The sequence below is a fragment of the Dactylosporangium sp. CS-047395 genome (assembly GCF_050942185.1).
Classification (GTDB): Bacteria; Actinomycetota; Actinomycetes; order Mycobacteriales; family Micromonosporaceae; genus Dactylosporangium.
This window is the reverse complement of record NZ_CP192015.1, coordinates 687,047-712,017: the sequence shown is the minus strand read 5'-3', so window position 1 is coordinate 712,017 and position 24,971 is coordinate 687,047. Positions and strand designations below refer to the sequence as shown.

At 70.8% G+C, this 24,971-nt stretch carries 24 protein-coding genes and 3 pseudogenes; 10 read left to right on the top strand and 17 right to left on the bottom strand.

Annotation, left to right across the window (positions count from 1 at the left end):
• Positions 1-2 precede the first annotated feature (2 nt).
• Both ACQP00_RS03350 and ACQP00_RS03345 read left to right on the top strand, forming a co-directional pair.
• Positions 3-869, top strand: a pseudogene (locus tag ACQP00_RS03350) (DUF5667 domain-containing protein); the annotation flags it as partial.
• Between the two features lie 535 nt (positions 870-1,404).
• Positions 1,405-2,160 (top strand): HAD family hydrolase, encoded by a 756-nt coding sequence (locus ACQP00_RS03345; protein ID WP_433223666.1) that lies wholly within the window; start codon positions 1,405-1,407, stop codon positions 2,158-2,160.
• A gap of 139 nt (positions 2,161-2,299) precedes the next feature.
• Here the strand turns inward: ACQP00_RS03345 and ACQP00_RS03340 are convergent, their stop codons facing one another.
• The 9 genes and pseudogenes from ACQP00_RS03340 to ACQP00_RS03300 all read right to left on the bottom strand — a co-directional run bounded on the left by ACQP00_RS03340 (position 2,300) and on the right by ACQP00_RS03300 (position 10,793).
• Positions 2,300-3,160, bottom strand: coding sequence for a lysophospholipid acyltransferase family protein (locus tag ACQP00_RS03340; RefSeq protein WP_433214101.1), 861 nt, complete (start codon positions 3,158-3,160; stop codon positions 2,300-2,302).
• Positions 3,157-4,227 carry an NAD-dependent epimerase/dehydratase family protein gene (locus tag ACQP00_RS03335; protein ID WP_433214098.1) on the bottom strand — a complete coding sequence of 357 codons (1,071 nt, stop codon included), beginning with the start codon at positions 4,225-4,227 and terminating at the stop codon, positions 3,157-3,159. The genes ACQP00_RS03340 and ACQP00_RS03335 overlap by 4 nt, the downstream gene beginning before the upstream one ends.
• 90 nt (positions 4,228-4,317) lie before the next feature.
• Positions 4,318-4,419 (bottom strand): 30S ribosomal protein bS22, encoded by a 102-nt coding sequence (locus ACQP00_RS03330; protein WP_007465623.1) that lies wholly within the window; start codon positions 4,417-4,419, stop codon positions 4,318-4,320.
• A gap of 129 nt (positions 4,420-4,548) precedes the next feature.
• Complete coding sequence (locus ACQP00_RS03325; protein WP_033363444.1) at positions 4,549-4,764, bottom strand: helix-turn-helix domain-containing protein; 216 nt, start codon at positions 4,762-4,764, stop codon at positions 4,549-4,551.
• Positions 4,765-4,909: 145 nt separating this feature from the next.
• Positions 4,910-6,094, bottom strand: coding sequence for an ABC transporter permease (locus tag ACQP00_RS03320; RefSeq protein WP_433214095.1), 1,185 nt, complete (start codon positions 6,092-6,094; stop codon positions 4,910-4,912).
• Positions 6,094-6,765, bottom strand: a pseudogene (locus tag ACQP00_RS03315) (ABC transporter ATP-binding protein); the annotation flags it as partial. The gene ACQP00_RS03320 and the pseudogene ACQP00_RS03315, both read right to left, overlap by 1 nt.
• A 19-nt stretch (positions 6,766-6,784) precedes the next feature.
• On the bottom strand, positions 6,785-8,128 hold the full coding sequence (locus ACQP00_RS03310; RefSeq protein ID WP_433214092.1) for an efflux RND transporter periplasmic adaptor subunit: 1,344 nt from the start codon (positions 8,126-8,128) through the stop codon (positions 6,785-6,787).
• A gap of 187 nt (positions 8,129-8,315) precedes the next feature.
• Entirely contained in the window at positions 8,316-9,767 is a 1,452-nt protein-coding gene (locus ACQP00_RS03305) for a basic secretory protein-like protein (RefSeq protein ID WP_433214089.1), read from the bottom strand.
• Positions 9,768-9,872: 105 nt separating this feature from the next.
• The gene (locus ACQP00_RS03300) at positions 9,873-10,793 is read right to left on the bottom strand and encodes a proline dehydrogenase family protein (protein WP_433214086.1); all 921 of its coding nucleotides are present in this window, start codon (positions 10,791-10,793) and stop codon (positions 9,873-9,875) included.
• 78 nt (positions 10,794-10,871) lie between these two features.
• On the opposite strand from ACQP00_RS03300, the gene ACQP00_RS03295 reads away from it, so the two are divergent.
• Both ACQP00_RS03295 and ACQP00_RS03290 read left to right on the top strand, forming a co-directional pair.
• The gene (locus ACQP00_RS03295; protein ID WP_433055932.1) at positions 10,872-11,444 is read left to right on the top strand and encodes a CGNR zinc finger domain-containing protein; all 573 of its coding nucleotides are present in this window, start codon (positions 10,872-10,874) and stop codon (positions 11,442-11,444) included.
• 190 nt (positions 11,445-11,634) lie between these two features.
• On the top strand, positions 11,635-11,835 hold the full coding sequence (locus ACQP00_RS03290; protein WP_433214083.1) for a cold-shock protein: 201 nt from the start codon (positions 11,635-11,637) through the stop codon (positions 11,833-11,835).
• 386 nt (positions 11,836-12,221) lie between these two features.
• On the opposite strand, the gene ACQP00_RS03285 is transcribed toward ACQP00_RS03290, so the two are convergent.
• Both ACQP00_RS03285 and ACQP00_RS03280 read right to left on the bottom strand, forming a co-directional pair.
• Positions 12,222-13,025: a sugar phosphate isomerase/epimerase family protein gene (locus tag ACQP00_RS03285; protein ID WP_433214080.1), complete on the bottom strand. Its 804-nt coding sequence runs from the start codon at positions 13,023-13,025 to the stop codon at positions 12,222-12,224.
• A gap of 40 nt (positions 13,026-13,065) precedes the next feature.
• A complete protein-coding gene (locus ACQP00_RS03280) occupies positions 13,066-13,995 on the bottom strand; it encodes a Ppx/GppA phosphatase family protein (RefSeq protein ID WP_433214077.1) in 930 nt (309 codons plus the stop codon).
• A 62-nt stretch (positions 13,996-14,057) separates the two neighbouring features.
• Here ACQP00_RS03280 and ACQP00_RS03275 point away from each other — a divergent pair, with 62 nt between their 5' ends.
• Positions 14,058-14,888 carry a hypothetical protein gene (locus ACQP00_RS03275; RefSeq protein ID WP_433214074.1) on the top strand — a complete coding sequence of 277 codons (831 nt, stop codon included), beginning with the start codon at positions 14,058-14,060 and terminating at the stop codon, positions 14,886-14,888.
• Here ACQP00_RS03275 and ACQP00_RS03270 read toward each other — a convergent pair.
• On the bottom strand, positions 14,865-15,074 hold the full coding sequence (locus ACQP00_RS03270; protein WP_433214071.1) for a hypothetical protein: 210 nt from the start codon (positions 15,072-15,074) through the stop codon (positions 14,865-14,867). The genes ACQP00_RS03275 and ACQP00_RS03270 overlap by 24 nt on opposite strands.
• Before the next feature lie 79 nt (positions 15,075-15,153).
• Between ACQP00_RS03270 and ACQP00_RS03265 the strand changes: the two genes are divergently transcribed.
• A complete protein-coding gene (locus ACQP00_RS03265) occupies positions 15,154-15,786 on the top strand; it encodes a PilZ domain-containing protein (protein ID WP_433214068.1) in 633 nt (210 codons plus the stop codon).
• A gap of 3 nt (positions 15,787-15,789) precedes the next feature.
• Here ACQP00_RS03265 and ACQP00_RS03260 read toward each other — a convergent pair whose 3' ends face one another.
• Positions 15,790-16,473 carry a winged helix-turn-helix domain-containing protein gene (locus tag ACQP00_RS03260; RefSeq protein WP_395899630.1) on the bottom strand — a complete coding sequence of 228 codons (684 nt, stop codon included), beginning with the start codon at positions 16,471-16,473 and terminating at the stop codon, positions 15,790-15,792.
• Between the two features lie 77 nt (positions 16,474-16,550).
• A pseudogene (locus ACQP00_RS03255) lies at positions 16,551-17,597 on the bottom strand (sensor histidine kinase); the annotation flags it as partial.
• Positions 17,598-17,803: 206 nt separating this feature from the next.
• Here ACQP00_RS03255 and phoU point away from each other — a divergent pair.
• Positions 17,804-18,469 (top strand): phosphate signaling complex protein PhoU, encoded by a 666-nt coding sequence (gene phoU, locus ACQP00_RS03250; protein ID WP_433214065.1) that lies wholly within the window; start codon positions 17,804-17,806, stop codon positions 18,467-18,469.
• Between the two features lie 56 nt (positions 18,470-18,525).
• Here phoU and ACQP00_RS03245 read toward each other — a convergent pair whose 3' ends face one another.
• Positions 18,526-19,278, bottom strand: coding sequence for a phosphoglyceromutase (locus ACQP00_RS03245; protein WP_433055904.1), 753 nt, complete (start codon positions 19,276-19,278; stop codon positions 18,526-18,528).
• A 65-nt stretch (positions 19,279-19,343) separates the two neighbouring features.
• Here ACQP00_RS03245 and ACQP00_RS03240 point away from each other — a divergent pair, with 65 nt between their 5' ends.
• The 3 genes from ACQP00_RS03240 to ACQP00_RS03230 are packed head-to-tail and all read left to right on the top strand — an operon-like array spanning position 19,344 to position 22,196.
• The gene (locus ACQP00_RS03240; protein ID WP_433214062.1) at positions 19,344-20,573 is read left to right on the top strand and encodes an MFS transporter; all 1,230 of its coding nucleotides are present in this window, start codon (positions 19,344-19,346) and stop codon (positions 20,571-20,573) included.
• A gap of 37 nt (positions 20,574-20,610) precedes the next feature.
• The gene (locus ACQP00_RS03235) at positions 20,611-21,837 is read left to right on the top strand and encodes an MDR family MFS transporter (protein ID WP_433214059.1); all 1,227 of its coding nucleotides are present in this window, start codon (positions 20,611-20,613) and stop codon (positions 21,835-21,837) included.
• A 35-nt stretch (positions 21,838-21,872) separates the two neighbouring features.
• Complete coding sequence (locus tag ACQP00_RS03230; protein ID WP_433214056.1) at positions 21,873-22,196, top strand: STAS domain-containing protein; 324 nt, start codon at positions 21,873-21,875, stop codon at positions 22,194-22,196.
• Here the strand turns inward: ACQP00_RS03230 and ACQP00_RS03225 are convergent.
• Together ACQP00_RS03225 and ACQP00_RS03220 are read right to left on the bottom strand one after the other, a co-directional pair.
• Positions 22,193-23,176 carry an alpha/beta hydrolase family protein gene (locus tag ACQP00_RS03225; RefSeq protein WP_433214053.1) on the bottom strand — a complete coding sequence of 328 codons (984 nt, stop codon included), beginning with the start codon at positions 23,174-23,176 and terminating at the stop codon, positions 22,193-22,195. The two genes, ACQP00_RS03230 and ACQP00_RS03225, sit on opposite strands and share 4 nt — an antisense overlap.
• A gap of 311 nt (positions 23,177-23,487) precedes the next feature.
• Entirely contained in the window at positions 23,488-24,963 is a 1,476-nt protein-coding gene (locus ACQP00_RS03220) for a glycosyltransferase family 39 protein (RefSeq protein ID WP_433214050.1), read from the bottom strand.
• Between the last annotated feature and the right edge of the window lie 8 nt (positions 24,964-24,971).

The following is a 24,971-nucleotide window of genomic DNA, read 5'->3' as shown; positions in this document are numbered from 1 at the left end:
AGGTGATTGGCTCCGTCTTCCATCGTCGACGGGCTGAGCGACTCGCCCAGCTCCTCGACGAGGCCAAAGGGGCCCGGCGACACCACATGAGGACCACGCTCGACGACTCCCTCTCCGACCTGGTGTCGGTCGGACGGCGGCTCGGTGAGCTGCCGATCCGGGTGGAGGCGCAGCAGGAGTTCCGCGACGGTCTGCGGGCCATGCTCATGGCCACGATCGAGCGCGAGGGCATCGGGGCGACCGCCACGGCGCCCGAGCCCGAACCGACCCGCCGGACGGGCCTGCGCTCCCTGCGCCGGCCCGCGGGCAGCCGACCGGCAGTCAGCCGCCGGACGCGCACCCGGGGCGCCATCGTCGTCGGCCTCGCGGCCGGCACCCTGGCCCTGTCCGGCATGTCGGCCGCGAGCGGCGACGCCATGCCCGGCGACGCGCTGTACTCCGTGAAGCGGTCGACCGAGAAGGCCCAGCTCGCGCTGGCTGGCTCGGACATCAGCCGCGGCCAGCTGTACCTCGAGTTCGCCCGGACCCGGCTCGACGAGGCCCAGGCGGTCAAGGACCCGACCGGGCTCTCCTCGGTGCTCGACGACATGGACGGCGAGACCCTCGAGGGTGTGCGGCTCCTGACGGCCACCGCGGTGGCCCGCAAGGACTCCGCGGCGCTCGACGCGATCGACGGCTTCGTGACCAACCAGCGCGGACCGGCCGAACGGCTCAAGAGCGGGGCGAGCGGCGACGCCCGGACCCGCGCGGCCCAGTCGGTCACCCTGCTGGACGAGATCGACCGCCGGTCCAAGGCGCTCCGCCCGCTGGTGAAGTGCGGCTCGACGGCCGTCACGGCGCCCGACACGCTCGGCCCGGTGCCGGTGAGCAACGCCTGCCGCCCGGCCAACAAGTCGAGCAACGGCAGCGGCGGGCAGCAGCAGCAACAACAGGTGCCCGGCACGTCGGCGACGAACAACACCGGCGGCAGCGGTACCGGCGGCAAGACCGCCACCACCGCCCCGTCCGCGGCCGTGAACTCCTCGGCCACGGAGTCGGCCCCGGCCGAGCCGAACGCCAACTCGGTGTCGGACCCGACCCCGGCCCCGACCAAGTCGGAAAAGGGCGGCCTGCTCGACTGGCTGCTGCACTGATCCACAGCAACTGATTCAACACAGTTACACGTGCACGACATGGCAGGGCCCGGTGACGTACACCGGGCCCTGTTGCTGTCTGGTGCTTGTACCGTTGGCTTTCGGTTGAAGGGAGACCGACGTGCCGATCCGTCCCTCCGCGCTGCGCCGCCGCAAGCCGAGCGGCCGCATCGTCGTCTCCGCCGCCGGCTGGGCCGCGGCCGAGGTCGAGGCCGCCCTGGAGATCCCGTCCGACCCCGCCGCGGCGGCGTTCTTCGACGTCGACAACACCATGATGCAGGGCGCGTCGATCTACTACTTCGCCCGCGGCCTGGCCAAGCGCAAGTACTTCACCAGCCGCGACCTGGCCCGCTTCGCCTACCAGCAGGCCCGCTTCCGCCTCCTCGCCTCCGAGCACGCCGGCACCGTCTCCAGCGCCAAGTCCGCCGCGCTCGCCTTCATCGCCGGCTGGAAGGTCGAGGAGATGGAGCGCCTGTGCGAGGAGATCTTCGACGAGCTCATGGCCGACCGCATCTGGGGCGGCACCCTGGCCCTCGCGCAGCTGCACCTGGACGCCGGCCAGCGCGTCTGGCTGGTCACGGCCGCCCCGGTCGAGCTGGGCCGGATCATGGCCGCCCGCCTGGGACTGACCGGCGCGATCGGCACCGTGGCGGAGATCCGCGACGGCGAGTACACGGGCCGCCTGGTCGGCGACCTGATGCACGGCCCGGAGAAGGCCTCGGCGATCACCACCCTGGCCATGGCCGAGGGTCTGGACCTTTCCCGCTGCGCCGCCTACTCGGACTCGATCAACGACGCCCCGATGCTCTCCACGGTCGGGTACGCCGTCGCGGTCAACCCGGACCCGGCGCTGCGCCGCATGGCGCGCGAGCGGGGCTGGGAGATCCGCGACTTCCGCTCGGCCCGCAAGGCCGCGAAGATCGCCGTTCCCACCGCCCTGGCCACCGGCGTCGTCATCGGCGGCCTGGCCACCTACAGCGCGATGCGCAAGCGCCGCCGCCGCAGCGCCGCCAGGCCAGCAGAATAGGCCCGGCCTGTTGCAGCTGACGTCCTGCCGCCCGTCGGAGCCGGTGCGGTTTTGAGGGGGTGTGGGTGGAGCTTGCTCCCCCACTGCTGTTCAGGACATCGCACGGTATTCAACGGTGCCCGAAAGTCCGTCCGCTGCTTCAGGCGGAGAAGGCGTCCGGGCGGCGGTCCAGGAGCTTGTACAGGGTCTGCTGGATCGTCTCGCGCACCTGGTCGGCCAGGTTGAAGACCACCATCGGGTCGTCCGCCGAGTCGATGTAGTCCTCGGTCGGGATCGGCTCGCCGAACTCGATCAGCCACTTGCTCGGCAGCGGCACCAGGCCCAGCGGCCCCAGCCAGGGGAAGGTCGGGGTCACCGGGAAGTACGGCGCGCCGAGCAGCCGGGCCAGCGGGCGGATGTTGGCGATCATCGGGTAGATCTCCTCCGCGCCGACGATCGAGACCGGGACGATCGGGGTGCCGGTGCGCAGGGCGGCCGAGACGAAGCCGCCGCGGCCGAAGCGCTGGAGTTTGTAGCGGTCGGCGAAGGGTTTGCCGATGCCCTTGAAGCCCTCCGGGAACACGCCCACGAGTTCGCCGTCGGCCAGGAGGCGTTCAGCGTCGGGGTTGCAGGCCAGGGTCGCGCCGGACTTGCGGGCCACCTCGGAGAAGAAGGGCATCCGGAAGACCAGGTCGGCGCCGAGCAGGCGGAGGTGGCGGCGGGCCGCGGTCTCGTCGTGGACGGCGACCGAGAGCATCAGGGCGTCCAGCGCGAGCGTGCCGGAGTGGTTGGCCACGACCAGCGCCGCGCCCTCCTTGGGCAGGTGCTCGGAGCCGGCCACCTCGGTGCGGAACCACTGGTTGTACAGCGGCCGCAGCAACGGCAGGAAGACGCCGTCGGTCAGGTGGCGGTCGAAGCCGAAGCCGTCGACCTCGTATTCGCCGGTCAACCGCTCCCGGAGGAAGGCGAGCGCGCCGGCGACCCGATCGTCCCAGACGTCCGGGAGATTCGGGTCAGTCATTCGCCACTCTCCAAGGCGGCCCGTGCCGCGCGGGTCCTGCGGAAGCCGTCGAGCAACGACTGCTCGACCGAGCGAATGGTATCCGCGCGCAGCAGTTCGTTCTCACTGCGGCTGGCGACGAACTCGGCGAACGCCTCGGCGGTGGTGCGCGGGGTGAAGCCGAACGCGCGGACCAGCTTCGCGGTGTCGACGACCCGGCCGTGCACGAACAGGTCGAGCTGGTCCAGGGACACCCCGGCCCGGCCCAGGCCGGCCAGCACGTTCAGGCCGGGCTCGAGCACGGGCATGGTGACGCGGCCCGCCCGGCGCACGGCCTGCGAGAGCGTCAGGGTGCCCGCCCCGGCCACGTTGAACGTGCCCGGGTGGTCCTCCGTCACCGAGCGCACCAGAACCTCGAACGCGTCGTCGACGTGCAGGAACTGCAGCCGCGGGTCGCGGCCGAGCACCGTGGGCACGACCGGGCGGTCGAAGTACCGCGTCAGGCGCGTGTCCACGGCCGAGCCGATGAACGGCGCGAACCGCAGCACCGTGGCCGCCACGTCGGGGCGCCGGCGGCGGAAGCCGCGCACGTAGCCCTCGATGTCGAGCACGTCCTTGGCGAACCCGCCGCGGGGCACCTCGCGCGGCTCGGTGTCCTCGGTGAAGATCGCCGGGTCGCGGAAGGAGGCCCCGTAGGCCGCCGTCGAGGAGCGCACGATCAGCTTCCGCAGTCGCGGCGCCTGCTGGCAGGCGGCGAGCAACTGCATGGAGCCGATGACGTTGAGCTCCTTCATGGCCGCGCGGCCGCCGTGCTGGTCGGTCGCGGTGGCCACGGCGAGGTGCGCCACCGCATCCACCCGGGCGTCCACCATCGCCCGCAGCACCCCGGGGGTGCGCAGGTCGATCTGGTGAACGTCGATCTTGGAACCGGCGGCCGCCAGCACCGCGGCGAGGTCGCCGGTGGGTGCGGTGGCGTCGACGCCGACAACGCGGACGATGCGCGGGTCGGCGGCGAGCCGGGCGGCCAGATGCGCGCCGAGATACCGGCTCACCCCGGTCACCAGAACGACGCTGGGTGACGCGGTCACGCGGCTCCGATCAGAGCTGAGCGCACAACTGAGCGCAGCCCCGTCACCCGGACGGGCCTGGAACCGGCCGCCGGGTGAGGGTGCGGGACGCTACTTGCCGAGACGACGACGCTGGACGCGGGTCTTGCGCAGCAGCTTACGGTGCTTCTTCTTGGCCATACGCTTGCGGCGCTTCTTGACCACCGAGCCCATACGAGCATCTCCTCGATACAGCGGAACGCGTGCCATCGCTGGCACGCCGAAGACATGGTTAGCCGTTCCAGGGTAGCCGCATCGCCGCCGGATCGGAAAACGGCCCCGCCCCGCCCCACCGAGGTATGGCTACGCGGTCTCGCGGAACGCCTCGCGAAGGTATGCGTCGACCGCGTGCTCGGGCACCCGGAAGGACCGGCCGACGCGGACCGCGGTGAGATCACCGGCGTGGACGAGGCGGTAGACGGTCATCTTCGACACCCGCATCAAGGTGGCCACCTCGGCGACGGTCAGAAACCTGACCTCGCCCAACCGGCCTTCGGTGGTGTGTGGCGTGCTCGACATCGCGACCTCCGACCAGCGTGCTCGCCCAAGAGCTCGGCCCGGCTGCCCCGGATCGAGCGTCACTCAATCAGCGTGTTACCAGTACGGTAACGGTACGCCTGTGACTTGTACCCGGACTTCGTCGGAATCTTTCCGGGAGACTTGATCATTCGGTACGGAGGGCGACGACCGGATCCAGCTTGCCCGCGCGCTGTGCGGGGACCACGCCGAAGATGATCCCGACGCCCGCGGAGACTCCGAAGGCCAGGGCGAGCGACCACCAGGTGATCGCGGCCGGCACCGGTGACAGCGCGGCCACGATGAGCGACGCGCCGATCCCCAGCGCCATGCCGATCACCCCGCCGAGCGTGGTCAGCAGCACCGCCTCGAGCAGGAACTGCACGCCGATGTCGCGCGGCCGCGCGCCGACCGCCTTGCGCAGCCCGATCTCCTTGGTCCGCTCCCGGACCGAGACCAGCATGATGTTCGAGACCCCGACCCCGCCGACGAGCAGCGAGATGCCGGCAATCGCGGCCAGCACCCCGGTGAGCACGCCCAGGATGTCGCCGAGCACGCCGAGGATCTGCTCCTGGGTCACGGCGCTGAACTGGGTGCCCGGGTGGCGCCGGGTGAGCTCGGCGATGATCCGCGCCGACAGGTCCGCGATCTCGTCGCGGTTGGGCGCGTTGACCGCGATGCCGTCCACGCGATTCGTCGCGAGCAGCCGCTGCGCGGTCGTGATCGGCACGTGTACCTCGTTGTCGCGGTCGATCCCGAGACTCTGACCGAGCTGCTCGAAGACGCCGACGACCCGGAACCGCACGCCCGCGATGGTCATCTGCTGGCCGACCGCGTCCCGGTCGCCGAACAACTTGTGGGCCACGCTCCAGCCGAGCACGGCGACCCGGCGCTGAGTGTCCACATCGGACCGGGTGAGGTAGGTCCCGCGGGCCAGATGCCGCACGAACACGTTCGGCGTGGTCTCGATGACGCCGTTGATGCTCGCGAACGTCTCCACGTTCCCGGCGGCGACGGTCTCGCCGGACGCCACGGTCACCGCGACCCGGTTGCGATCGCCGACGATCTTCGACACCGCGTCCACGTCGGACAGGTCCATCCGCGACACGGACGGCGCCGAGCCGATGTTGACCTCGCCCGGCACCACGATGAGCAGGTTGGAGCCGAGCCCCTCGACCTGCTGCTCGATCTCCTGCTTGGTGCCGGTGCCGATGGCGACCAGCACCACGACGGCCGCCACCCCGATGATCACGCCGAGCATCGTGAGCATGCTGCGCAGCCGGTTCGCGCGCAGGGCGTCGATGGCCACCCGCCAAGCCTCGGCCACCCTCACGCGACAATCTCCCCGTCCCGCATGACGATCTGCCGGTCCGCGCGTTCGGCCACCTCGCGGTCGTGCGTGACGATCACGAGCGCCACGCCCTGCTCGCGGTTGAGCGTCTCGAGCAGCGCCAGCACCGCCTGGCCGTTCTTGGTGTCGAGATTGCCCGTCGGCTCGTCGGCCAGCAGCACCTTCGGGTCGGTGACCAGGGCCCGCGCGATCGCGACCCGCTGCTGCTCGCCGCCGGAGAGCTGGTTCGGCCGGTGATCGAGGCGGTGTCCGAGGCCGACCCGCTCGAGCATCGCCACGGCCTGTCTACGGCGGTCGGAGGCGCGCATTCCGCGGTACACCAAGGGAAGCGCCACGTTGTCGACCGCGCTGGTGCGGGCCAGCAGGTGGAACGACTGGAAGACGAATCCGATCGTCTCGTTGCGCAGCCGGGCCAGCTCCTTGGGATCGAGGCCGCTCACCTCGCGCCCGCCGAGCAGCAGCCGCCCGGACGTGGGCCGGTCCAGGCCGCCGAGCAGGTGCATGAGGGTCGACTTGCCGGATCCCGACGGCCCGATGATCGCCACGTAGTCGCCGGCCTCGACCGTGAAGCTGACGCCCTTGAGCGCCGGGACGGTCACCCCGTCCAGCGCGTACTCCCGCGTGACGTCCTCCGCGACGAGGGCCGCCGTCATTGTGGCCGCCCCGCGGTGGTCATCCATTCGGAAGTTCCATGCCCTGCTTGACCTTGTCGGTCCCGCGCACCACGATCCGGTCGCCGTCGCTGAGGCCGTTGAGCACCTGGACGCGGTCCTGGCCGGAGACGCCGACGCTGACCGGCTGCTCGACCGCCTTGCCGCCGCGCACGAGCCACACCACGTCCTTGCCGCCGACGTTGAAGACCGCCGCGGCCGGGACGGTCACCGCATCCTCGATCGAGCGGACCCGCAGGTGCGCGACCGCATTCATCCCCGGACGGGGCTGCGGTGCCGGGCGTCCGTCGTCGTACTTCCCGGCGCCGAGCTTCAGCCGCGAGCGGTACGCCACGCCGCCCCGCGCCGACGTGCTCGGCAGCACGTCGGCCGAGCTCACAGTGGCCTCGTAGCTCGCGCCGGGAGCCGCGTCGAGCTCCACCCGCGCGGTGATGCCGGGCTGGACGAGCAGCACGTCGGTCTCGTCCACCTCGGCCATCAGGCCCAGCTCGGACACGTCGACGACGGTGAGGATGGCGGTGCCGGCGGTGACCCGGCCTCCCGTCGGTACCGCCGGATCCACACCCGGACCGGGCCCGCCGGTTCCCGTCGCCGGAGCCTGCCCGCCGGTGGCCGAGCCGATGAGGTCGGTGATCGACGGGGCACTCGCGGCCGACGTGCCGCCCAGCTGCACGACCCCGGCCACGGGCGCCCGCAGGGTCAGCTCGTCCACCGTGGACTTCGCGAGGTCGTAGGCCGATTGGGCCTGGGCCCGCTGGGCCTGGGTGAGCGCCGCCATCGCCTGCGACACGCTGGCCAGGCCGCGCTGGACGCTCTGGATGACCGCGCGGGCCGAGGCCGCCGCCTCCTGATAGGTCCGCTCGGCCAGGTCGATCTGGGTGGTGAGCGACGTCCGCACGGTCACGTCGGCGATCTGCGCGGCAGCGGTACGGGCATCCGCGAACGCCTTCGCCGCCGCGTCATCGGTCTTCTTCTGCTGCGCCGAGAGGTTCTTGACCCCGGCCCCGCCGCCGCCGGAGTTCTTGAGCGCGTCGAGGGCCTGGCTCGCCTGCGCCAGCCGCTGCTGGGCCGCGGGCGAGTCGACGACCGCGAGCACCTGGCCCGCGGTCACGGTGTCGCCCGGCTTGACGCTCAGCGAGATGAGGGTCCCGTCGGCGGCCGCGGTGAGCGTGGCGGCGGCCCGGGCGGTGACGGTGGCCGGCGCGTCGACAACCTCAACGACATCGGCCCGGCCGGCGCTGCCCAGGTCAATGCCGGAATCGCCGCCGCCGGTGCAGGAGGCGCCGGTCAGCGAGACCAGAATGAGCAGGGCCACAGCCGTCGTACGCGGGGGAACGCGATACACGTCGGCAAATGTACATACGTTTTTCGGCTAACCCGCCTCCGAAGGACCGCTGCTGCCGCTGGTAGGCCCCGGTGCGGTGTTGAGGGGGTGTGGGTGGAGCGAAGCTCCCCCACCGTTCTTCAGGACATTCGACGGTCCAACCCCGCTGCCAAGGCGCCCATACAGTGAGCCACCTTCCGCTGCCAGACTAGACGTGATCCCGGACATATCGGGCGCAATCGTTCTGTAGGTCGTTCCAGCGGACCCCGAACGCCTTTCGCGCGGCGGCGTCGAGGGAGCGGCCGTCGCGGACGGCGTACTTGAAGAAGTTCAGCAGCTTGGCCTCGCCGAAGCGGTCGGCCAGGTGTTGAAGGGTCAGGTAGGCGATTCCGTAGCGGGCGCTCACGTCGGCCGTGGTCGCGTCCCCGGGCGGGTCGTCGAGGTCGATCTCGCCCTTCCAGTCGCCGCCGTGCACGTACTTGCGCACGTCGGGGAGGCTGTCGAAGGGCTTGCCGGTGCCCTTGACCCGGACGTACTCCGCGATGCCCTCGACCAGCCACCAGGTGTGGGCCCACGACTTCTCGACCCCGGACAGCGTCACGACGTGGGTGAACTCGTGGCGCAGGACGTCCAGGGTGCCCTGGGTGTCGACCTGGGCCGCGTTGAGCACGATCTCGGTCGCGCTCGCGGTGAGCGGCAGCGCGAAGCCGATCACCCACGGCTCCTGGGCCATGCCGTACCAGGCGGCCCACTCCTCGGGCCCGGCCAGGTAGACGACGTATCGCGAGGGCGGAGGACCCCAGCGCGCGTACTGGTCGGTCAGCGCGGCCGCCTGCTCGGCCGCCGCGAGCATGGAGGGCAGGCGGTCGGCGTACTTCGCGGTCGTCGACATCACCACCCGGTCCCCGATCGCGGTGCGCAGATCGCTGACCTCCCACGGCCGCGGGCCGAGGACCTTGGCCGTGCCGAACTCCAGCAGCGTCACGCCGGAGCCGCCGACCTTCCACCGGGTATCGGCCTCGAGGTTCATCGGCTCGCAGGTGGTGACCACGTAGCAGTACTGCACCAGCACCGTCACCCGCGCGGTGCCGCCGTCCTCGGTGCGGGCCGCCGTCTCGGCCGCCGGCTGCCAGACCTTCACCTGCAGCTTGCGCAGCGAGCCGTACCGGCGGGCGAGGTCGGCGCGCAGCCCGCGCGCGGACGGGTCGACGGCGCGCAGGAAGCCCGCCTCGTCGCCGTTGAGCAGCGCACTGGCCTGGTCCTGCAGCACCCGGTTAATGCGCCCGTCGAGCGAGGTCGGCGGGGCGTTCGGGGTGGCGACCGGCGCGGTGGTCTGACCCGCGCCGGCCCGCGCGTTCGGGTGCCCGGCCGCGTCGGCGGCCGGCGCGTTCCACAGGCCCAGGTCCTGGCCCTGGCCGGAGACGAGGGCGGGGCGCTCGTGCTGGCGGGCCGTGGCGAACGCGATCGCGCCGGCCGGGGCGCCCAGCATGACGGCGAACGCCAGGACCAGGGCGGCCCGGAACACGGCGGTGCCGCTGCGCGACTCGACCGGCGCCTCGAGCAGCCGGTGGCGCGACTCGCCACGCTGGCGGGGAATGGCCGGATAGCACGGCGGGACGTCGATGACGTCCCCGCGCTGCCCGTCCTCCCCAACAGTCACTGCCGGACCGTACGTGAACCCGGCAACCCGCCGCGTCGCCCTAACGGACGAGAAGCGGGGTGATGTGACGAATCGCCCGTTTCCTGCAGATCAGGTGATGCGTTCTCACCCGCGCGAACGCAGGGCCCGGGCCAGGAAACCCACATTGGCCGGACGCTCGGCGAGGCGGCGCATCATGTACGCGTACCACTGCGTCCCGTACGGCAGATAGACCCGCACGGTGTAGCCCAACTGAGCGAGCCGCAGCTGCTCGTCGGGGCGCACGCCGTACAACATCTGGAATTCGAACTCGTCGGGCGTGCGCTCGTACCACTTGGCCCGGTCCTCGCCGATCTCGATCAGCCGCGGGTCGTGAGTGGCCAGCATCGGGTAGCCGGCGCCGGCCATGAGCACGTTGAGGCAGCGCACGTAGGACTTGTCGACGTCCAGGCGGCTCTGGTACGCCACCGACTCGGGCTCCTTGTACGCGCCCTTGCACAGCCGCACCCGCGAGCCCGCGACCGCCAACTCACGGCAGTCGGCCTCGGTGCGGCGCAGGTACGCCTGCAGGACCGCCCCGGTGGTCGGGAACTCCGCGCGCAGCCGGGCCAGCACCTCCAGCGTCGAGTCGGTGGTGGTGTGGTCCTCCGCGTCCAGCGTCACGGTGGTCCCGGACTCGCTGGCCTTGGCGCAGATGGCGCGGGCGTGCTCGTAGGCGACCTTCTCGTCGAAGACCTGGCCCAGCGCCGAGAGCTTGAGGCTCACCTCGGCGGCCGGGGTCAGTTCGGCGGCGTGCAGGGCGTCGAGAATCTTGAGGTACTCGTCCCGGGTCGCCTCGGCCTGCTGGGGGTTGGTGGTGTCCTCCCCCAGGTGGTCGAGCGTGACGGCGAGTCCGTCCGCAACGAGCTCGCGGGTGCGCTGTAGCGCGTCGTCCGCGTGCTCCCCGGCGATGAAGCGGCGCACAATGCTGCGGCTGACCGGGGCGGTTTCAACGAGCCGCTCGACCCTGTTCGAGCGGGCGGCGGCGAGGATGACCGATCTGAGCATGTGCCGAGCGTAAACAGAGTTCCCGAACTCCGGTGACGCCTGGTCGCCACTGTGGCATTTCTTGACTACCTTGGTCGGGTGGACTTCGACGCGTATGCGCGGACCGCCGTCGACATCGTCAACGCGCCGCTCGAAAGCATGCAAGATCTGGCCGCCCTCTTCGGCGAGGACAGCTGGCAGACCGCGGAAGCGACCGAACGCGACCTGGTCGCCTTCCGGCGCGCCCGCAAGCGGCTGCGTGAAGTGTTCGAGCACGGCTCGTCCGGCCGGGACGTGGCCGCCGTCGCGGAGCTCAACGCGCTGCTCGAGGCCTATCCGATGCAGCCGCGCATCTCCGGGCACGACACCCACGACTGGCACATGCACGTGACCGGCCGCGGCTCGTCGGTGAGCTCGGAACTGCTGGCCGGCGCGGCCTGGGGGCTCGCGGTGTGGCTGTGCGAGCACGGCAGCACGCGCTTCGGCGTCTGCGCCGACGAACGCTGCGGCAACGTGTACCTCGACACGTCGTCGAACTGCTGCCGCCGGTTCTGCTCCGAACGGTGCGCCACCCGCTCCCACGTGGCCGCCCATCGCGCCCGCAAGCGCGCCGCCGAGACGAGCGCCTCGCTGGCCGTGGGTGACGCCGATCGGGCGGTCGTGACTGCTTAAGTGCCGGAAACGGCCCCCGCCGCTGCTCACTTCGGCATATCTTGCGTCATGTGGTTCGCTTTACCGGGTGTCCGACAATTTGGACACCCGGGCTTGGGCGATGCGAAGGTGCCGGCTCCTCCCATGAGGCCGGTTCCCGACACCGGGTTCATCACCGGATCACAACGCCCTACGAAGGAGAAACAGCACCATGGCTCAGGGAACCGTGAAGTGGTTCAACGCTGAGAAGGGCTTCGGCTTCATCAGCGTCGACGGCGGCGCCGACGTCTTCGTCCACTTCTCTGCCATCCAGTCGGACGGCTATCGCAGCCTCGAAGAGAACCAGCGCGTCGAATTCGAGATCAAGCAGGGCCCCAAGGGCCCCCAGGCCGAGTCCGTACGCAAAATCTGACTTTCTAGGACGGCCCCGGCCCCGGGCCCGCGCGCGCCATCGCGCGGCCGGGGCCTCTCTTTTGTGCTTGGGCACCGGAAAGTTGCCCGCTGTATGGGCGCCTTGGCGGCGGGGTTGGACCGTCGAATGTCCTGAAAAGCGGTGGGGGAGCTTCGCTCCACCCACTGTATGGGCGCCTTGGCAGCGGGGTTGGACCGTCGAATGTCCTGAAAAGCGGTGGGGGAGCTTCGCTCCACCCACACCCCCTCAACACCGCACCGGGGTCTACCAGCTGCAGCAGTAGCAGCGGCGGTAGCGGCAGCGGCAGCGGTGGTTGCAGCGGCGCGGTCTGGTGGGTTTGGGTTCACGAACTGGTTGGGTTCGTGCGCGCCCTTGGTGGGCGTGTCTCAGACGACTGCGGATGGGGTGGCCAAGTGCTGCCGGGCGAAGCGTAGGGACTCGGCCAGGTCGGCTTCTCGCTCGGCTCGGCTGCCGGCCTTGCGCGTGCCGACCTCGACGGCTACCGATCCTGTGAAGCCGCGGGAGTCGAGTGAGGCTAGGAGCTGGGCGCAGGGCATGGTGCCCCGGCCCGGGACGAGGTGTTCGTCGCGGGCTTTGCCGGTGCCGTCGCCGAGGTGGACGTGGGCCAGGTTGCCCGCCATCGTGTCGGCGAGCGTGATCACGTCGGTGCGCGAGGCCGCGCAGTGCGACAGGTCGAGGGTGTAGGCGTCGAAGCCGGTCAGGGTGGGGTCCCAGCCCGGGGCGTAGGGGACGAACTCACGGCCCACGCCGCGGAGCGGGAACATGTTCTCGACGGCGAAGCGGATGCCTGGGAACTGCCGGCCCAGCCGGAGCAGGCCGGAGGAGAAGGTCCGGGCGTACTCCCGCTGCCACGCGAACGGCGGGTGCACCACGACGACGTCGGCGCCCAGCGTGTCGGCGAGCTGGGCGGCGCGGCGCAGGCGCTCCCAGGGGTCGGGGCTCCACACGCGCTGGGTGACCATCAGGCAGGGGGCGTGCACTGAGCGTACCGGGATGTTGTAGTGCTTGGACAGCCCGGCCAGCGCGCGGCCGTCCTGGCTGACCGCGTCGGACCAGACCATGACCTCGACGCCGTCGTAGCCGAGCGCGGCGGCCATCTCGAAGCCGGCCGCGGTCGGCTCGGGGAAGACCGAGGAGGTGGACAACAGGACCGGAACTTGGCGACTCACACCACCAGGCTAGCCCGGTTCGCACAGCGTCTCCTGTCGATCAACTCGACTCCAGTACTTCCAGGCGGCGAAGAATCACCCCTTCGCGCAGCGCCCACGGGCAGATCTCGACCTCGTCGATCCCGAGGACGCGCATGGTGACCTCAGCCACCACGGCGCCGGCGAGGATCTGGTGCGCCCGGCCCGGGCTGACCCCGTCGATCTCGGCCAGCGCGGAGGACGACATGCGGCGGATGAACGAGAGCACCTGGTGCAGCCCGACGCGCGTGAGGCGGCGGGACACCCGCGGGCCGGCGCCGGACGGTGCGGCCCCGGCCAGCCGGGCCAGGGTGCGGAAGGTCTTCGAGGTGGCCACCGGCCGGTCCCAGCCGCCGGCGAGCAGGGGCGGCGCGACCCGGCGGACGAGCGTTTCGGCGTACTCGCACATGGCGTCGACCGAAGCGGCCGACGGCGGGTCGCCGTGCAGCCGCTCGCGGGTCATCCGGCCCGCGCCGAGCGGCACCGACAGCGCCACGTCGGGCTCCTCGTCGATGCCGGCCGCGAGCTCCAGCGACCCGCCGCCGATGTCCATCACCAGCAGGCGCCCGGCCGACCAGCCGAACCAGCGGCGCACGGCCAGGAACGTCATGATGGCCTCGGCCTCGCCCGAGAGGACCTGCAGGTCGACGCCGGTCTCCTCGCGCACCCGCTTGAGCACCCGGGCCGAGTTCTTGGCGTCGCGCACGGCCGAGGTGGCGAAGGCGAGCAGGTCGTCGGTCTCCAGCCGCGCGGAGGCGTCGCGGGCCTGCTCAACGGCGGCGATGAGGCTGTCGGCGCCGGCCTTGGACAGCTCGCCGTCCTTGCCGATCCGCTCGGCCAGGCGCAGCTCGGCCTTCTGCGAGTGGGCCGGCCACGGGTGGGCGCCGTGATGGGCATCGACCACGAGCAGGTGGACGGTGTTGGAACCCACGTCGAGCACGCCCAGTCGCATGGTCAAACCGTATCCGCGTGGGGTTGCGGGCGCGCGCGAAGGGACGGCGTAGGCTCTTTCGAATGGACATCCACGTCGAGGTCGAAGGCCTCGAGGACCCGCGCGATCTCGAGGTCGATCTCGACTTCCCGCGCGAATGGCTCGAGTTCGCCGATCCGGCCGACGCCGAGCACCTCATCCGCGCCGACCTGACGTGGCTGCTGTCCAACTGGACGTGCGTGTACGGCAACCAGTGCCACGGCATCATCGAGGGCCGGGCCGAGGAGGGCTGCTGCTCGCACGGCGCCTTCTTCACCGACGATGACGACCAGGAGCGCGTGAAGGCCGCGGTCAAGCGGCTGACGCCGGAGCACTGGCAGTACTATCGCCGCGGTTTCAAACGGTGGACCGAGAACGACACCATCGACGGCAAGAACAAGGCGCTGCGCACCGCGACGCGGGCCGGTCACGGGTGTGTGTTCCAGAACGACGTCGACTTCCCCGGCGGTGGGGGCTGTGCGCTGCACGGGCAGGCCCTGCGCGACGGCGTGCATCCGCTGGAGTACAAGCCGGACGTGTGCTGGCAGCTGCCCGTACGACGGGATCAGGACTGGCGCAAGCGCCCCGACGGCACCAAGGTGCTCGTCTCCACCCTGGGCGAGTTCGACCGCCGCGGCTGGGGCGAGGGCGGGCACGACCTGCACTGGTGGTGCACGTCCTCACCGGAGGCGCACGTCGGGGCCCAGCGGCTCTACCAGGAGTACGAGCCGGAGCTCACGGCGCTGATCGGCAAGGCGGCCTACACCCGGCTGGCGGAGCTGTGCGCGGCCCGCGCCCAGCAGGGGCTGATCGCCGAGCACCCGGCGACCGCGAGCGCCCGGGTCCTGAAGCTAATCCCCATCACCCCGGTGTGAGCGGGAGCGGCGCGCCTTGGCCACCAGGGAGTAGCCGACCGCCATCAGCGACAGCCCGATCAGGATGCTCGGCAGCAGCATGGGCCAGCGCGACTGGGTGAAGGCCGTGTAGGCCGAGCTGACCGCCAGCAGCAGGCCGACGACCATCATGAGCATGCCGGCCGGGCCGGTGTTGAAGCTGCGCACCAGGAAAAACGTTACGCCGCTCGGCGGGTCGGGGTGCCGGACTCCTCAAGTTTCGCCCGGGTGAGCCGAAGGTGCGGGCGTGACCACCCTGCCCGCGATCAACGCCCTGGTCGACGTGGTGCTGATGGACGGCGAGGCCTATCAGTCCCGCGTCGAGGACGCCAGTAACAAGCGCCTGACCGTGGCGGCGCCGTTCGGTGTGATGGACGCGGATGTCCCGAAGCTCGGCGCTTCGATGGAGCTGGCCTGGGTGGCGGGCGACCGGCGGCAGGCCGTCGACGTGCGCCTGGTCGAGCTCGGCCGGGAGCGACCGCCCCGCTGGTCGCTGGAGGCGGTCGGGTCGATCCGGCTGCAGACCCGGCGCAACTACGTGCGCGGCGGCGGCGGCGAGTGGGTCGAGGTCGAGCACAACGGCACGACGTACACCGGCCGGGTCATCGACCTGTCCGAGGGTGGTGTGCGGTGCCGCATGGAGCAGGACCGCTTCGAGCGCGACGACCGCGTCGACGTGAAGGTCGCGCTGGAGACGGACTCCATCACGCTGAAGGGGACCGTCCTGTTCGTCCGCCGGGATCCGGAGAACGCCACTTACGACGTGATCATCACTTACGAGACCACCGAGCTGATCGGCCGAGCGATCCGCGGTTACGTCCTGCGCCGCGAGATGGAAGAGCGCAGACGCAACCGCGAATCGGTAGCCAATGCTGGGTGAGGCCTACGGCTCGAACTTGTAGCCGAGGCCGCGGACGGTGACGATGTAGCGCGGCGCCGAGGGCTCTGGCTCTATTTTCGAGCGGAGCCGCTTGACGTGGACGTCCAGGGTCTTGGTGTCGCCCACGTAGTCGGCGCCCCAGACGCGGTCGATCAGCTGGCCGCGGGTGAGCACCCGGCCCGCGTTGCGCAGCAGGAGTTCGAGGAGCTCGAATTCCTTGAGCGGCAGCTGTACCGCGTCGCCGCCCACCGTCACCACGTGCCGGTCGACGTCCATGCGCACCGGGCCGGCCGAGAGCGTCGGCGGGGCCAGCTCGCCGACCGCGTCGACCTGGCGGCGCAGCACCGCGCGGATGCGGGCGACCAGCTCGCGGGGCGAGTAGGGCTTGGTGACGTAGTCGTCGGCCCCGATCTCCAGGCCGACCACCTTGTCGATCTCGCTGTCCCGCGCCGTGATCATGATGATCGGGACGTTGGACTTCTGCCGCATCTGCCGGCACACCTCGGTGCCGGACATCTCGGGCAGCATGAGGTCGAGCAGGACGATGTCCGCGCCGGTGCGGTCGAACTCGGTCATGGCCTCGGTGCCGGTCGCCGCGATGGACACCTCGAAGCCCTCGCGACGGAGCATGTACGACAACGGGTCCGAGATCGACTCTTCGTCCTCGACCACGAGTACGCGCGCCAACGTGCTGTCCTTTCGTAGCTGCCGGGGAGCCACACTGCGCTGCGAACCGCGGGTGGAAGGTTGCTGTTGCGTAACGATCATGGGGCCCCTCCGATCTCAACTGACGGCGGTAGCGCCAACGCGGCCTCCGTCGGACGCGAGGGCAGCCGCAATGTGAACGTCGAGCCAACTCCCACGGTGGAGGTGACCGTGACCCGGCCGCCGTGATTCGTGGAGATGTGCTTGACGATCGCGAGCCCGAGCCCGGTGCCGCCGGTGGCCCGGGAGCGCGCCCGATCGGCGCGGTAGAAGCGCTCGAAGATGCGGTCGATGTCCCGGGGCTCGATGCCGATGCCCTGGTCGGCCACGGCGATCTCGACGTAGCCGTTGTCCTCGCTGACGGTCACGGTGACGGTGGTGTGCTCGGGCGAGTACGCGATCGCGTTCTCCACGAGGTTCACGACCGCGGTGACGAGCTGGTTCTCGTTGCCGTAGACGGTCAGGCCGCGCACGCCCGTGAAGGCGAGCTCGATCCCCTTGGCCGCGGCCGGGGTCTTGGCCCGGTCCAGCACCTCGACGGTGATCTTGTCGACGTCGACGGGCTCCGGCTCGGGCAGCGGCTCCGCGCCCTGCAGCCGGGAGAGCTCCAGCAGCTCCGAGACCAGCCGGCCGAGCCGGGAGGACTCGTGCTTGATCCGCTCGGCGAACCGGATGGCGGCCGCCGGGTCCTTGTCGGTGGCGTCCAGCAGCGCCTCGGCGAGCAGTTGCAACGCACCTACGGGAGTCTTGAGCTCATGGCTCACGTTGGCGACGAAGTCGCGGCGCACCCGGGCGACCCGGTGCGCCTCGGTGACGTCGGCCGCCTCGATCGCGACCCGGCCGCCGTCCAGCGCGACCGCGCGGACGTTGACGCCGAGCGGTTCGCCGTGGGTCAGCCGGGGCAGGTCGAGCTCGACGACCCGGGTGATGCCGGTACGCCGCACCTGACCGGCGAGGGTCCGCACGATCGTGTGCGCCTCCTCGGCGACGGTCGTGGTCCCGCCCGGGCGCTGCCGGACGAGGCCCATCTCCCGTGCGGCCGCGTTGGCGAGCACGGGCTTGTCGAGCTCGTCGAGGACGAGCACCCCGACCTGCAGCGCGTCGAGGATGTCGGTCACCGCCGGTCCCTCGGATTTCGGCTGCCGGAACTTCCAATCCACGATCCGATGGTAGGAGACCCGTTAGCGCATCCAGCGCACACGGAGGCACGAATCGGGCTCATGTGGTCCAGTGTTCACCCTGGTGGCCGCCATTGTTCACCGGGTCGGTCAAGGTCGGGCCATACGGTGAGGTTCACAACGATGGGAGCAATATGCGCGACGAATATCGTGCCGATCTTCTGCAGGTCAACAAGCTGCTCGTGTGGATGGCCGACGCCGTCCGCTCGGCGATGAGCCGGGCCACGAACGCCCTGCTCACGGCCGATCAGACCGACGCCGAGGAGGTCGTGGCCCGCGACGCCGAGGTCAACGCGCTCTACCGGCTCGTCGAGGACAAGGTGTACGACCTGTGCGCCCGTCAGGCCCCGGTCGCCTCCGACCTGCGGCTGCTGCTGACGGCGCTGCACCTCGCGGCCGACCTCGAGCGGATGGGTGACCTGGCCGACCACGTCGCCAAGGCCACGCTGCGCCGCCACCCGGCCCGCGTCGTGCCCGACTCGCTGGCCCCGACGTTCGAGCAGATGGGCACGGTCGCCGACCGGATCGCGGCCAAGATCTCCAGCGCCATCTCGAACCTCGACGTGGTCGCCGCCGGCCAGCTCGAGCGGGACGACGATGCGATGGACAAGCTGCACGCCGACCTGTTCGCGACCATGTTCGCGCCGGGCTGGGACGGTGGCACCGAGGCCGCGGTCGACACCGCGCTGCTGGGCCGGTTCTACGAGCGGTACGCCGACCACGCGGTCAACGCCGGCCGCCACGTGGTGTTCCTCGTCACGGGTGAGACGCTCGACACCCGCGAAGCCGCCAAGAGCTGAGCAAGCGACAAAAAGGGGGGCCGGTCATTCGACCGGCCCCCCTTTTTTTCTGGAGATCAGCGACCCTGGTTCGCGACCGCGGCCGCGGCCTCCTTGGCCGCCTCCGGATCCAGGTACGTGCCGCCGGCCGTGATGGGCTTGAGCGCCGCGTCGAGGTCGTAGCGCAGCGGGATGCCCGTCGGGATGTTCAGCTTGGCGATCGCCTCGTCGGAGATGCCGTCGAGGTGCTTCACCAGGGCCCGCAGCGAGTTGCCGTGCGCCGCCACCAGCACCGTCTTGCCGTTGAGCAGCTGGGGGACGATCTGGTCGTACCAGTACGGCAGCATCCGGGCCACCACGTCCTTGAGGCACTCGGTCTTCGGCCGCAGCTCCGGCGGCAGGGCCGCGTAGCGCGCGTCGCTCGCCTGCGACCACTCGTCGTTGTCGTCGATCGGCGGCGGGGGCGTGTCGTAGGAGCGGCGCCAGAGCATGAACTGCTCCTCGCCGAACTCCTGCAGGGTCTGCTTCTTGTCCTTGCCCTGCAGGGCGCCGTAGTGCCGCTCGTTGAGCCGCCACGAGCGCTGGACCGGGATCCAGTGCCGGTCGGCGGTGTGCAGGGCGATCTCGCTGGTGCGGATGGCACGGCGCAGCACTGACGTGTGCACCACATCCGGCAGGAGACCGGAATCACGGATCAGCTCGCCGCCCCGACGGGCCTCGGCCTCTCCCTGGGCGCTGAGGTCCACGTCGACCCAGCCGGTGAACAGGTTCTTGGCGTTCCACTCGCTCTCACCGTGCCGCAAGAGCACCAGTGTCCCGACTTCACTCATGCCGCAATCCTCCCGCACCGAATCACTTCGACATCACACGGTCCCTGATGTAAGGATGCGAGACCGTGGCAGTCATTACGGGGAAACAGCGCTTGCCGAGCCAGTTCTGGGTGCTCTGGGCGGCCACGCTCGTCAATCGGGCCGGCGGGTTCGTCATCATCTTCCTGACGATCTACCTGACCACCCAGCGCGGTTTCAGCGCGTCGACCGCGGGGCTCGTGGTCGGCCTGTACGGCGTCGGCGGCGCCGTCGGCGTGACGGTCGGCGGGCACCTGACCGACCACTGGGGCCGCCGCCCGGCCGCGCTGCTCTCGCTCGGCTCGTCCTCGGTGCTCATGCTGGCCCTCGGCCTGGCCCGCGGACCGGTGGAGATCATCACGGCCGCCGTCCTGCTCGGCGCGGCGGCCGAGGCGGCCCGCCCGCCGCTGGGCGCGATGATCGCCGACATCGTGCCGACCGAGCTGCGGATGCGGGCCTTCAGCACGTACTACTGGGCGATCAACCTCGGCTTCGCCGTCTCGGCCGCGCTGGCCGGCTTCGCCGCGCAGGCCGGGTACTTCACGCTCTTCGCCGCCGACGCCGCCACCACCGCGGCCGCCGCGCTGCTCATCGCCTGGCGCATCCGGGAGACCCGGCCGGCGGCGGCCCCGCACGAGGAGGAGCACGAGCGCGGCGGGCTGCGGGCGGTGCTGCACGACCGGGTGTTCCTCGGCTTCGTGGCCTGCAACCTGCTCGTGGCGCTGGTCCTGCTGCAGCACATGTCGATGCTCCCGCTGGCGATGATCGACGACGGGCTGTCCAGCCAGACGTTCGGCCTGGTGATCGCGCTCAACGGGGTGCTGATCGTGGCCGGGCAGATGGGCGTGACCCGGCTGCTGAGCACCCGCCGACCGGCCTATGTGATGCCCGTCTCGGCCGTCATCATGGGCGTCGGCTTCGGGCTCACCGCGTTCGCGCACACGCCGCTGCTGTACGCCGGAACCGTGCTCGTCTGGACCGTCGGCGAGATGCTCAACGCGCCCTCCAACTCGGCCCTGCTGGCCGGGCTGTCCCCGGTTCGCATGCGCGGCCGCTACCAGGGCTTCTTCGGCCTGTCCTGGCAGGTCGCCTCGTTCCTGGCGCCCACCCTCGGCGGCCTGGTGCGGGAGAACCGGCACCTCGGCAACACCGGCCTGTGGCTGGGCTGCCTCGGCGCCGCGCTGGTCGCCGCCGTCTGGAGCCTGAGCGCGGCCCGCGCCCGGGAACACAGGGTGGCCGCACTGACCGAACGCGAGCTGGCTAAGATTGAACTGTAAAGTGACTTAACAAAAGCAAAAGCGGAGCAAAAGCAACGTGCGCACCTGGTACCGCTCCACGATCGGCGGCCTCCCCCGGCTCTACTGGTACCTCTGGACCGGCATGCTGATCAATCGCGTCGGCGGCTTCGTCGCGCTGGTCCTCTCGCTCTACCTCACCTCCGCCCGGCACCTCGAGATCCCCGTGGCCGGGCTCGTGGTCGGCGCCTACGGCATCGGCGGGATCGGCGGCGTGCTGCTCGGCGGGGTGCTCGCCGACCGCTGGGGCCGCCGCCCGACCCTCCTGCTCGCCCACTTCGGCGCCGTGGCGGTGCTGTGCGGGCTGATCGTGGCCCGGCCCATCCCGGCCATCGCGGTGCTCGCCGCGCTGCTCGGCGTCATGCACTCGATGCCCGGCCCGGCGTTCGTGGCCGCGATCGTCGACGTGACCCCGGCCGACGACCGCAGCCGCGCGTTCAACCTGCAGTTCTGGGCGTTCAACCTGGGCATGGCGGTCGCCTCGGTGCTCGCCGGGGCTTTGGCCGAGGTGAGCTTCACGCTGCTGTTCTCGGTCGACGCGGCCGGCACGCTGCTGACGGCCCTGCTGATCCTGTGGAAAGTGCACGAGACCCGGCCGGCGAACCGAACGTTCGCGAACAAAGAGGGACTCCGCACCGCGCTCACCGACCGCGCGTACATGCTGTTCGTCGGGCTGTCGCTGCTGCTCGCGATCGTCAGCACGCAGACCTCGACCATCCTGCCGCTGGCGATCACCGGCGACGGGCTGCGGCCGTCCGCGTACGGCTCCGTGGTGGCCTACGCCGCGCTGCTCATCGTGGTCGGCCAGCTGTTCGTGCCCCGCCTGATCGACCGCTGGCGCAAGGGCACCGCGCTCGCCGTGGCCAACGTGTTCCTGGGCCTGGGCTTCGCCGCCGTCGCGCTGGCCGACGGCCTCGTGGGCTACCTCGCGGCCGCGACCGTGTGGACCGTCGGCTCGATGATCGCCGCGCCGCCCAACGCCGCGGTCATCGCGGAACTGTCCCCGGAGGCGCTGCGTGGGCGGTACCAGAGCGTGTTCTATCTGACCTTCCCGGCCGCGAGCTTCATCGCGCCGGCGGCGGGCGGGGTGAGCCTGCAGTATCTGGGCAACTGGCACTGGATCGTGTGCGGTGCGCTCGGCCTGTGCGCGGCCGCCGGCCACCTGCTCATCCAGCCCGCGCGGGAGCGCCGGGTGGCCAAGGACCTGGCGGCCGCGGAGGAGTTTGCGGTGCCGATCGCCGGGTAGTCGTCCCGCTCACTTCAGCGCTATGGGGGGCGGCTTTGGACGAGGACGGCTTGTCGGCGACGCTGGAGCCGACGCCATCCGACACGCTCGTCATCCGGCTCGCCGGCACCCTGGACCTCGCCACGTGCGAGCAGGTGACCGAGGCGGTCCAGGCCGTCCTGCCCGTCTTCCGTCCCGACGCGCTCATCCTCGACCTCGACCAGGTCACGCTGCTCGACTCGGCCGGCATCGGAGCGCTGGTCGGCTGCTGGAAGCTCGCCGCCGGGTCCGGATGCGAACTGCGCCTGCGCAACCCCCGGCCGCTCGCCTACGCCCAGCTGGAGATCACCGGACTGCTGGACGTCTTCGCCGTCAGTTAGAGCGTGCCGTCGTACTTCGCGGCGCCGCTCGCCGTGCCGTCGGCGCGCAGCCGGGAGCGGGCCGCGGTGTCGCCGTAGAGGCCGTAGCGGAACAGGTCGAGCATCGACTTGCTGACGGCGTTGGCGGCCGGCGTGCTGCCCCACAGGGCGGCGCCGTGATCCCCGCCGATCAGGGTGAGCAGCCCCTTCGGCCACGTGGTGGCGTCGTAGAGCGATTTGCCGCTGCTGTACGGCACGGTCGCATCGGCGTCGCCGTGAATGAACAGCACCGGGGTGGCCGCGCCGGAGAACTTGCCGCCCATGGACCCGCCCGAGACGATGACCGCGCCCTTGAGCCGGCTGTCGCGGGTCGAGCCGGAGAGCAGGCCGGCGGTGGTGTACCCGCCGGCCGAGTGCCCGGCCGCGCCGACGTGGGCGGTGTCGATCCGCCCCGCGAGCGGTGAGCCGGACTGGCCGTCGAGCTTGAGCACCTCGGTGATGACGGCGGACGCGTCGGCCGGCTGGTTGGCCATGTCGTTCTGGTTGAATGGGTTCGCCTTGTCGTTGGTGCCTGGGTAGGCGGGCGCGGCGACGACGAACCCGGCGGCGGCGATCTTCTGCGTCACGCCGGCGTACCCCTCGGGCGAGCCGTGCAGGCCGTGGCTCCACAGCACCAGCGGGTAGCGGCCGGCCGTCTTCGGGTACCAGACGACGGTCCGCAGCGTCCGGCCCGCGCGGGTGAACGTGAACTGGCTGCTCGTGATGGCGAACGTCTGGGTGGGCGCTTTGCCGGAACTCGCCGCGGGAGCGGTCGTGGTCTTGGCCGCGGCGCTGGTGCTCGCACCGGCGCGCGCCGCGAGGGCGCCGCTGCCGTCGGGGTCCGCGAAACTTTCAGCGACCGACGGGGCACCGCTCGGCGTGGGACCGTTCGCGGAAGCCTGGGTGCTGCCACAACCGGCGAGACCCAGCAGAAGAGCGGCGGTCAGCAGACGCCTGAGCATGCGAGGAAATTACGGGCTTCGAGGCCCCGGCGTCTTTACGGCCGCCTTAAGTTTGGCGACTCGTACCGGCGGCAGCGGGTGCGTGCACCCCCAGTCCACGGCACCCGCTGTGTGCCGCCGGTGGCGACGACACGCCCCGCCCGGACATGTCATCGCGAGAGGCCCTCACGGGCCGGAACACCCCCGCCGCTCCCCAACTTCAGGAATCGCCGGATCCGAAAATGACGGTACGCGGCCGCTCATTCGCGCGCCAAGTAAACAAGCTGTCGGCTCGCTCACACACTCGAAACAATCGGTGCCGATCGAAGGTGTCAGTCGAAATGTTGAAAGCGTGGCCACAGGTCGGACCAGGTGCCGGTCAGGTCGCGGCAGACGTAGACGCGAGCTGTTTGCTCTTCGTTGTCCACGCCGTAACCATTGTCCAGCCGGGCGCGTTCCACGCAGGAGCCGAATGCCGTTGCGCGGCGGGGGTCGCCCTGGGAGACGAGCACCACGACGGTCTTGGATTCCGGCGGCGGGCCGAGGTACCACAGCTCGTTCTGTCCACTGTAGACATCGGGTAGGCCGAGCGGTTTGCCGTACCGGTCGAGCGCACCCGCCTCGCCGTAGTTCCCCGTCACCAGCACCGTGCGCGGCTTGTCCTCGGCCGGCAGCTCGTCGTAGACCGCCTTGACCTGCGCCACGTAGCGCTGCCAGCCGATCTCGTCGGAGAGGCCCTGGTTGATGGCCGGGATGGGGGTCTTGCCGATGACGTCCACCGGCAGCACGGGCAGCGACATGACGATCGCCATCCCGCAGTTCACGACCACGGCCGCGCCGAGCAGCCAGCGCCTGGTCGTGCTGTCGCCCAGCCAGTTCGCGGTCGGCACCGCGCCGATGGCGAACAGCGCGGCGAGCAGGCCGAAGCTGTAGTACGGCTGGCCCGCGATGACGAACAGCAGGACCAGCATCAGCGGATAGGCGAGCGCGAACGCCCGCACCGGCCGCCACTCGGGCCGGCGGAGCAGGGCCACGATGCCCGCGATCCACACCGGCACGAAGAACGGGCCGAGCCAGGCCAGCTGCAGCGGCAGCAGCGTGATGCGCGCGTCCTCGCCCTTGTTCTCGGCCAGCGCCGAGGCCATGTCGAGCTGCGGAAAATCATTGGCGATCTGGTACAGCAGGTTCGGCAACCCGACCAGGACCGCGATCCCGGCCCCGGCCCAGAGCCACGGGGAGAGCAGCGCGCGGCGGGGCCCGACGATGAGCAGACCGGCCGCGAACGTCAGCAGCAGCAGGATCACGAGGTGCTTGTTGTAGAGCGCGATACCGGCGAAGAGGCCGGCCCACAGGTAGTACCGTGGCGAATCCCGCAGCAGGGCGCGCATCAGGCTGATGATGACCAGCAGCCACAGCACGAGGTCGGGCGCCGCGGTGATGGTGATGTGCCCGGCGGTGAGCGGAAACGTGGTGAGCACGCCGGCCGCGGCCAGGGTCTGGGCCAGGGCCCGGCCGCCGAGCTCGCGGGCGACCAGGGCGAGCAGGAACGCGGCCGCGGCGAGGAAGATCAGGCCGGGGATACGGATCGCCCAGACCGTGTCGCCGAACAGCTCGATGCAGCCGCGCACCATGAGCGGGGTGAACGGTGGCTGGTCGACGTAGCCCCATTTCGGGTGGGCGCCGACCATGCGGAAGTACAGCTCGTCGCGGTGATAGTCGTACCGATTGATGGTCAGCAACAGCGCGAGCGCGGCCAGGCCGGCAACCGCGCCGACGGGCTTCCACGCCAGAGGGGGCCTCTCGGTCACCTCCGACA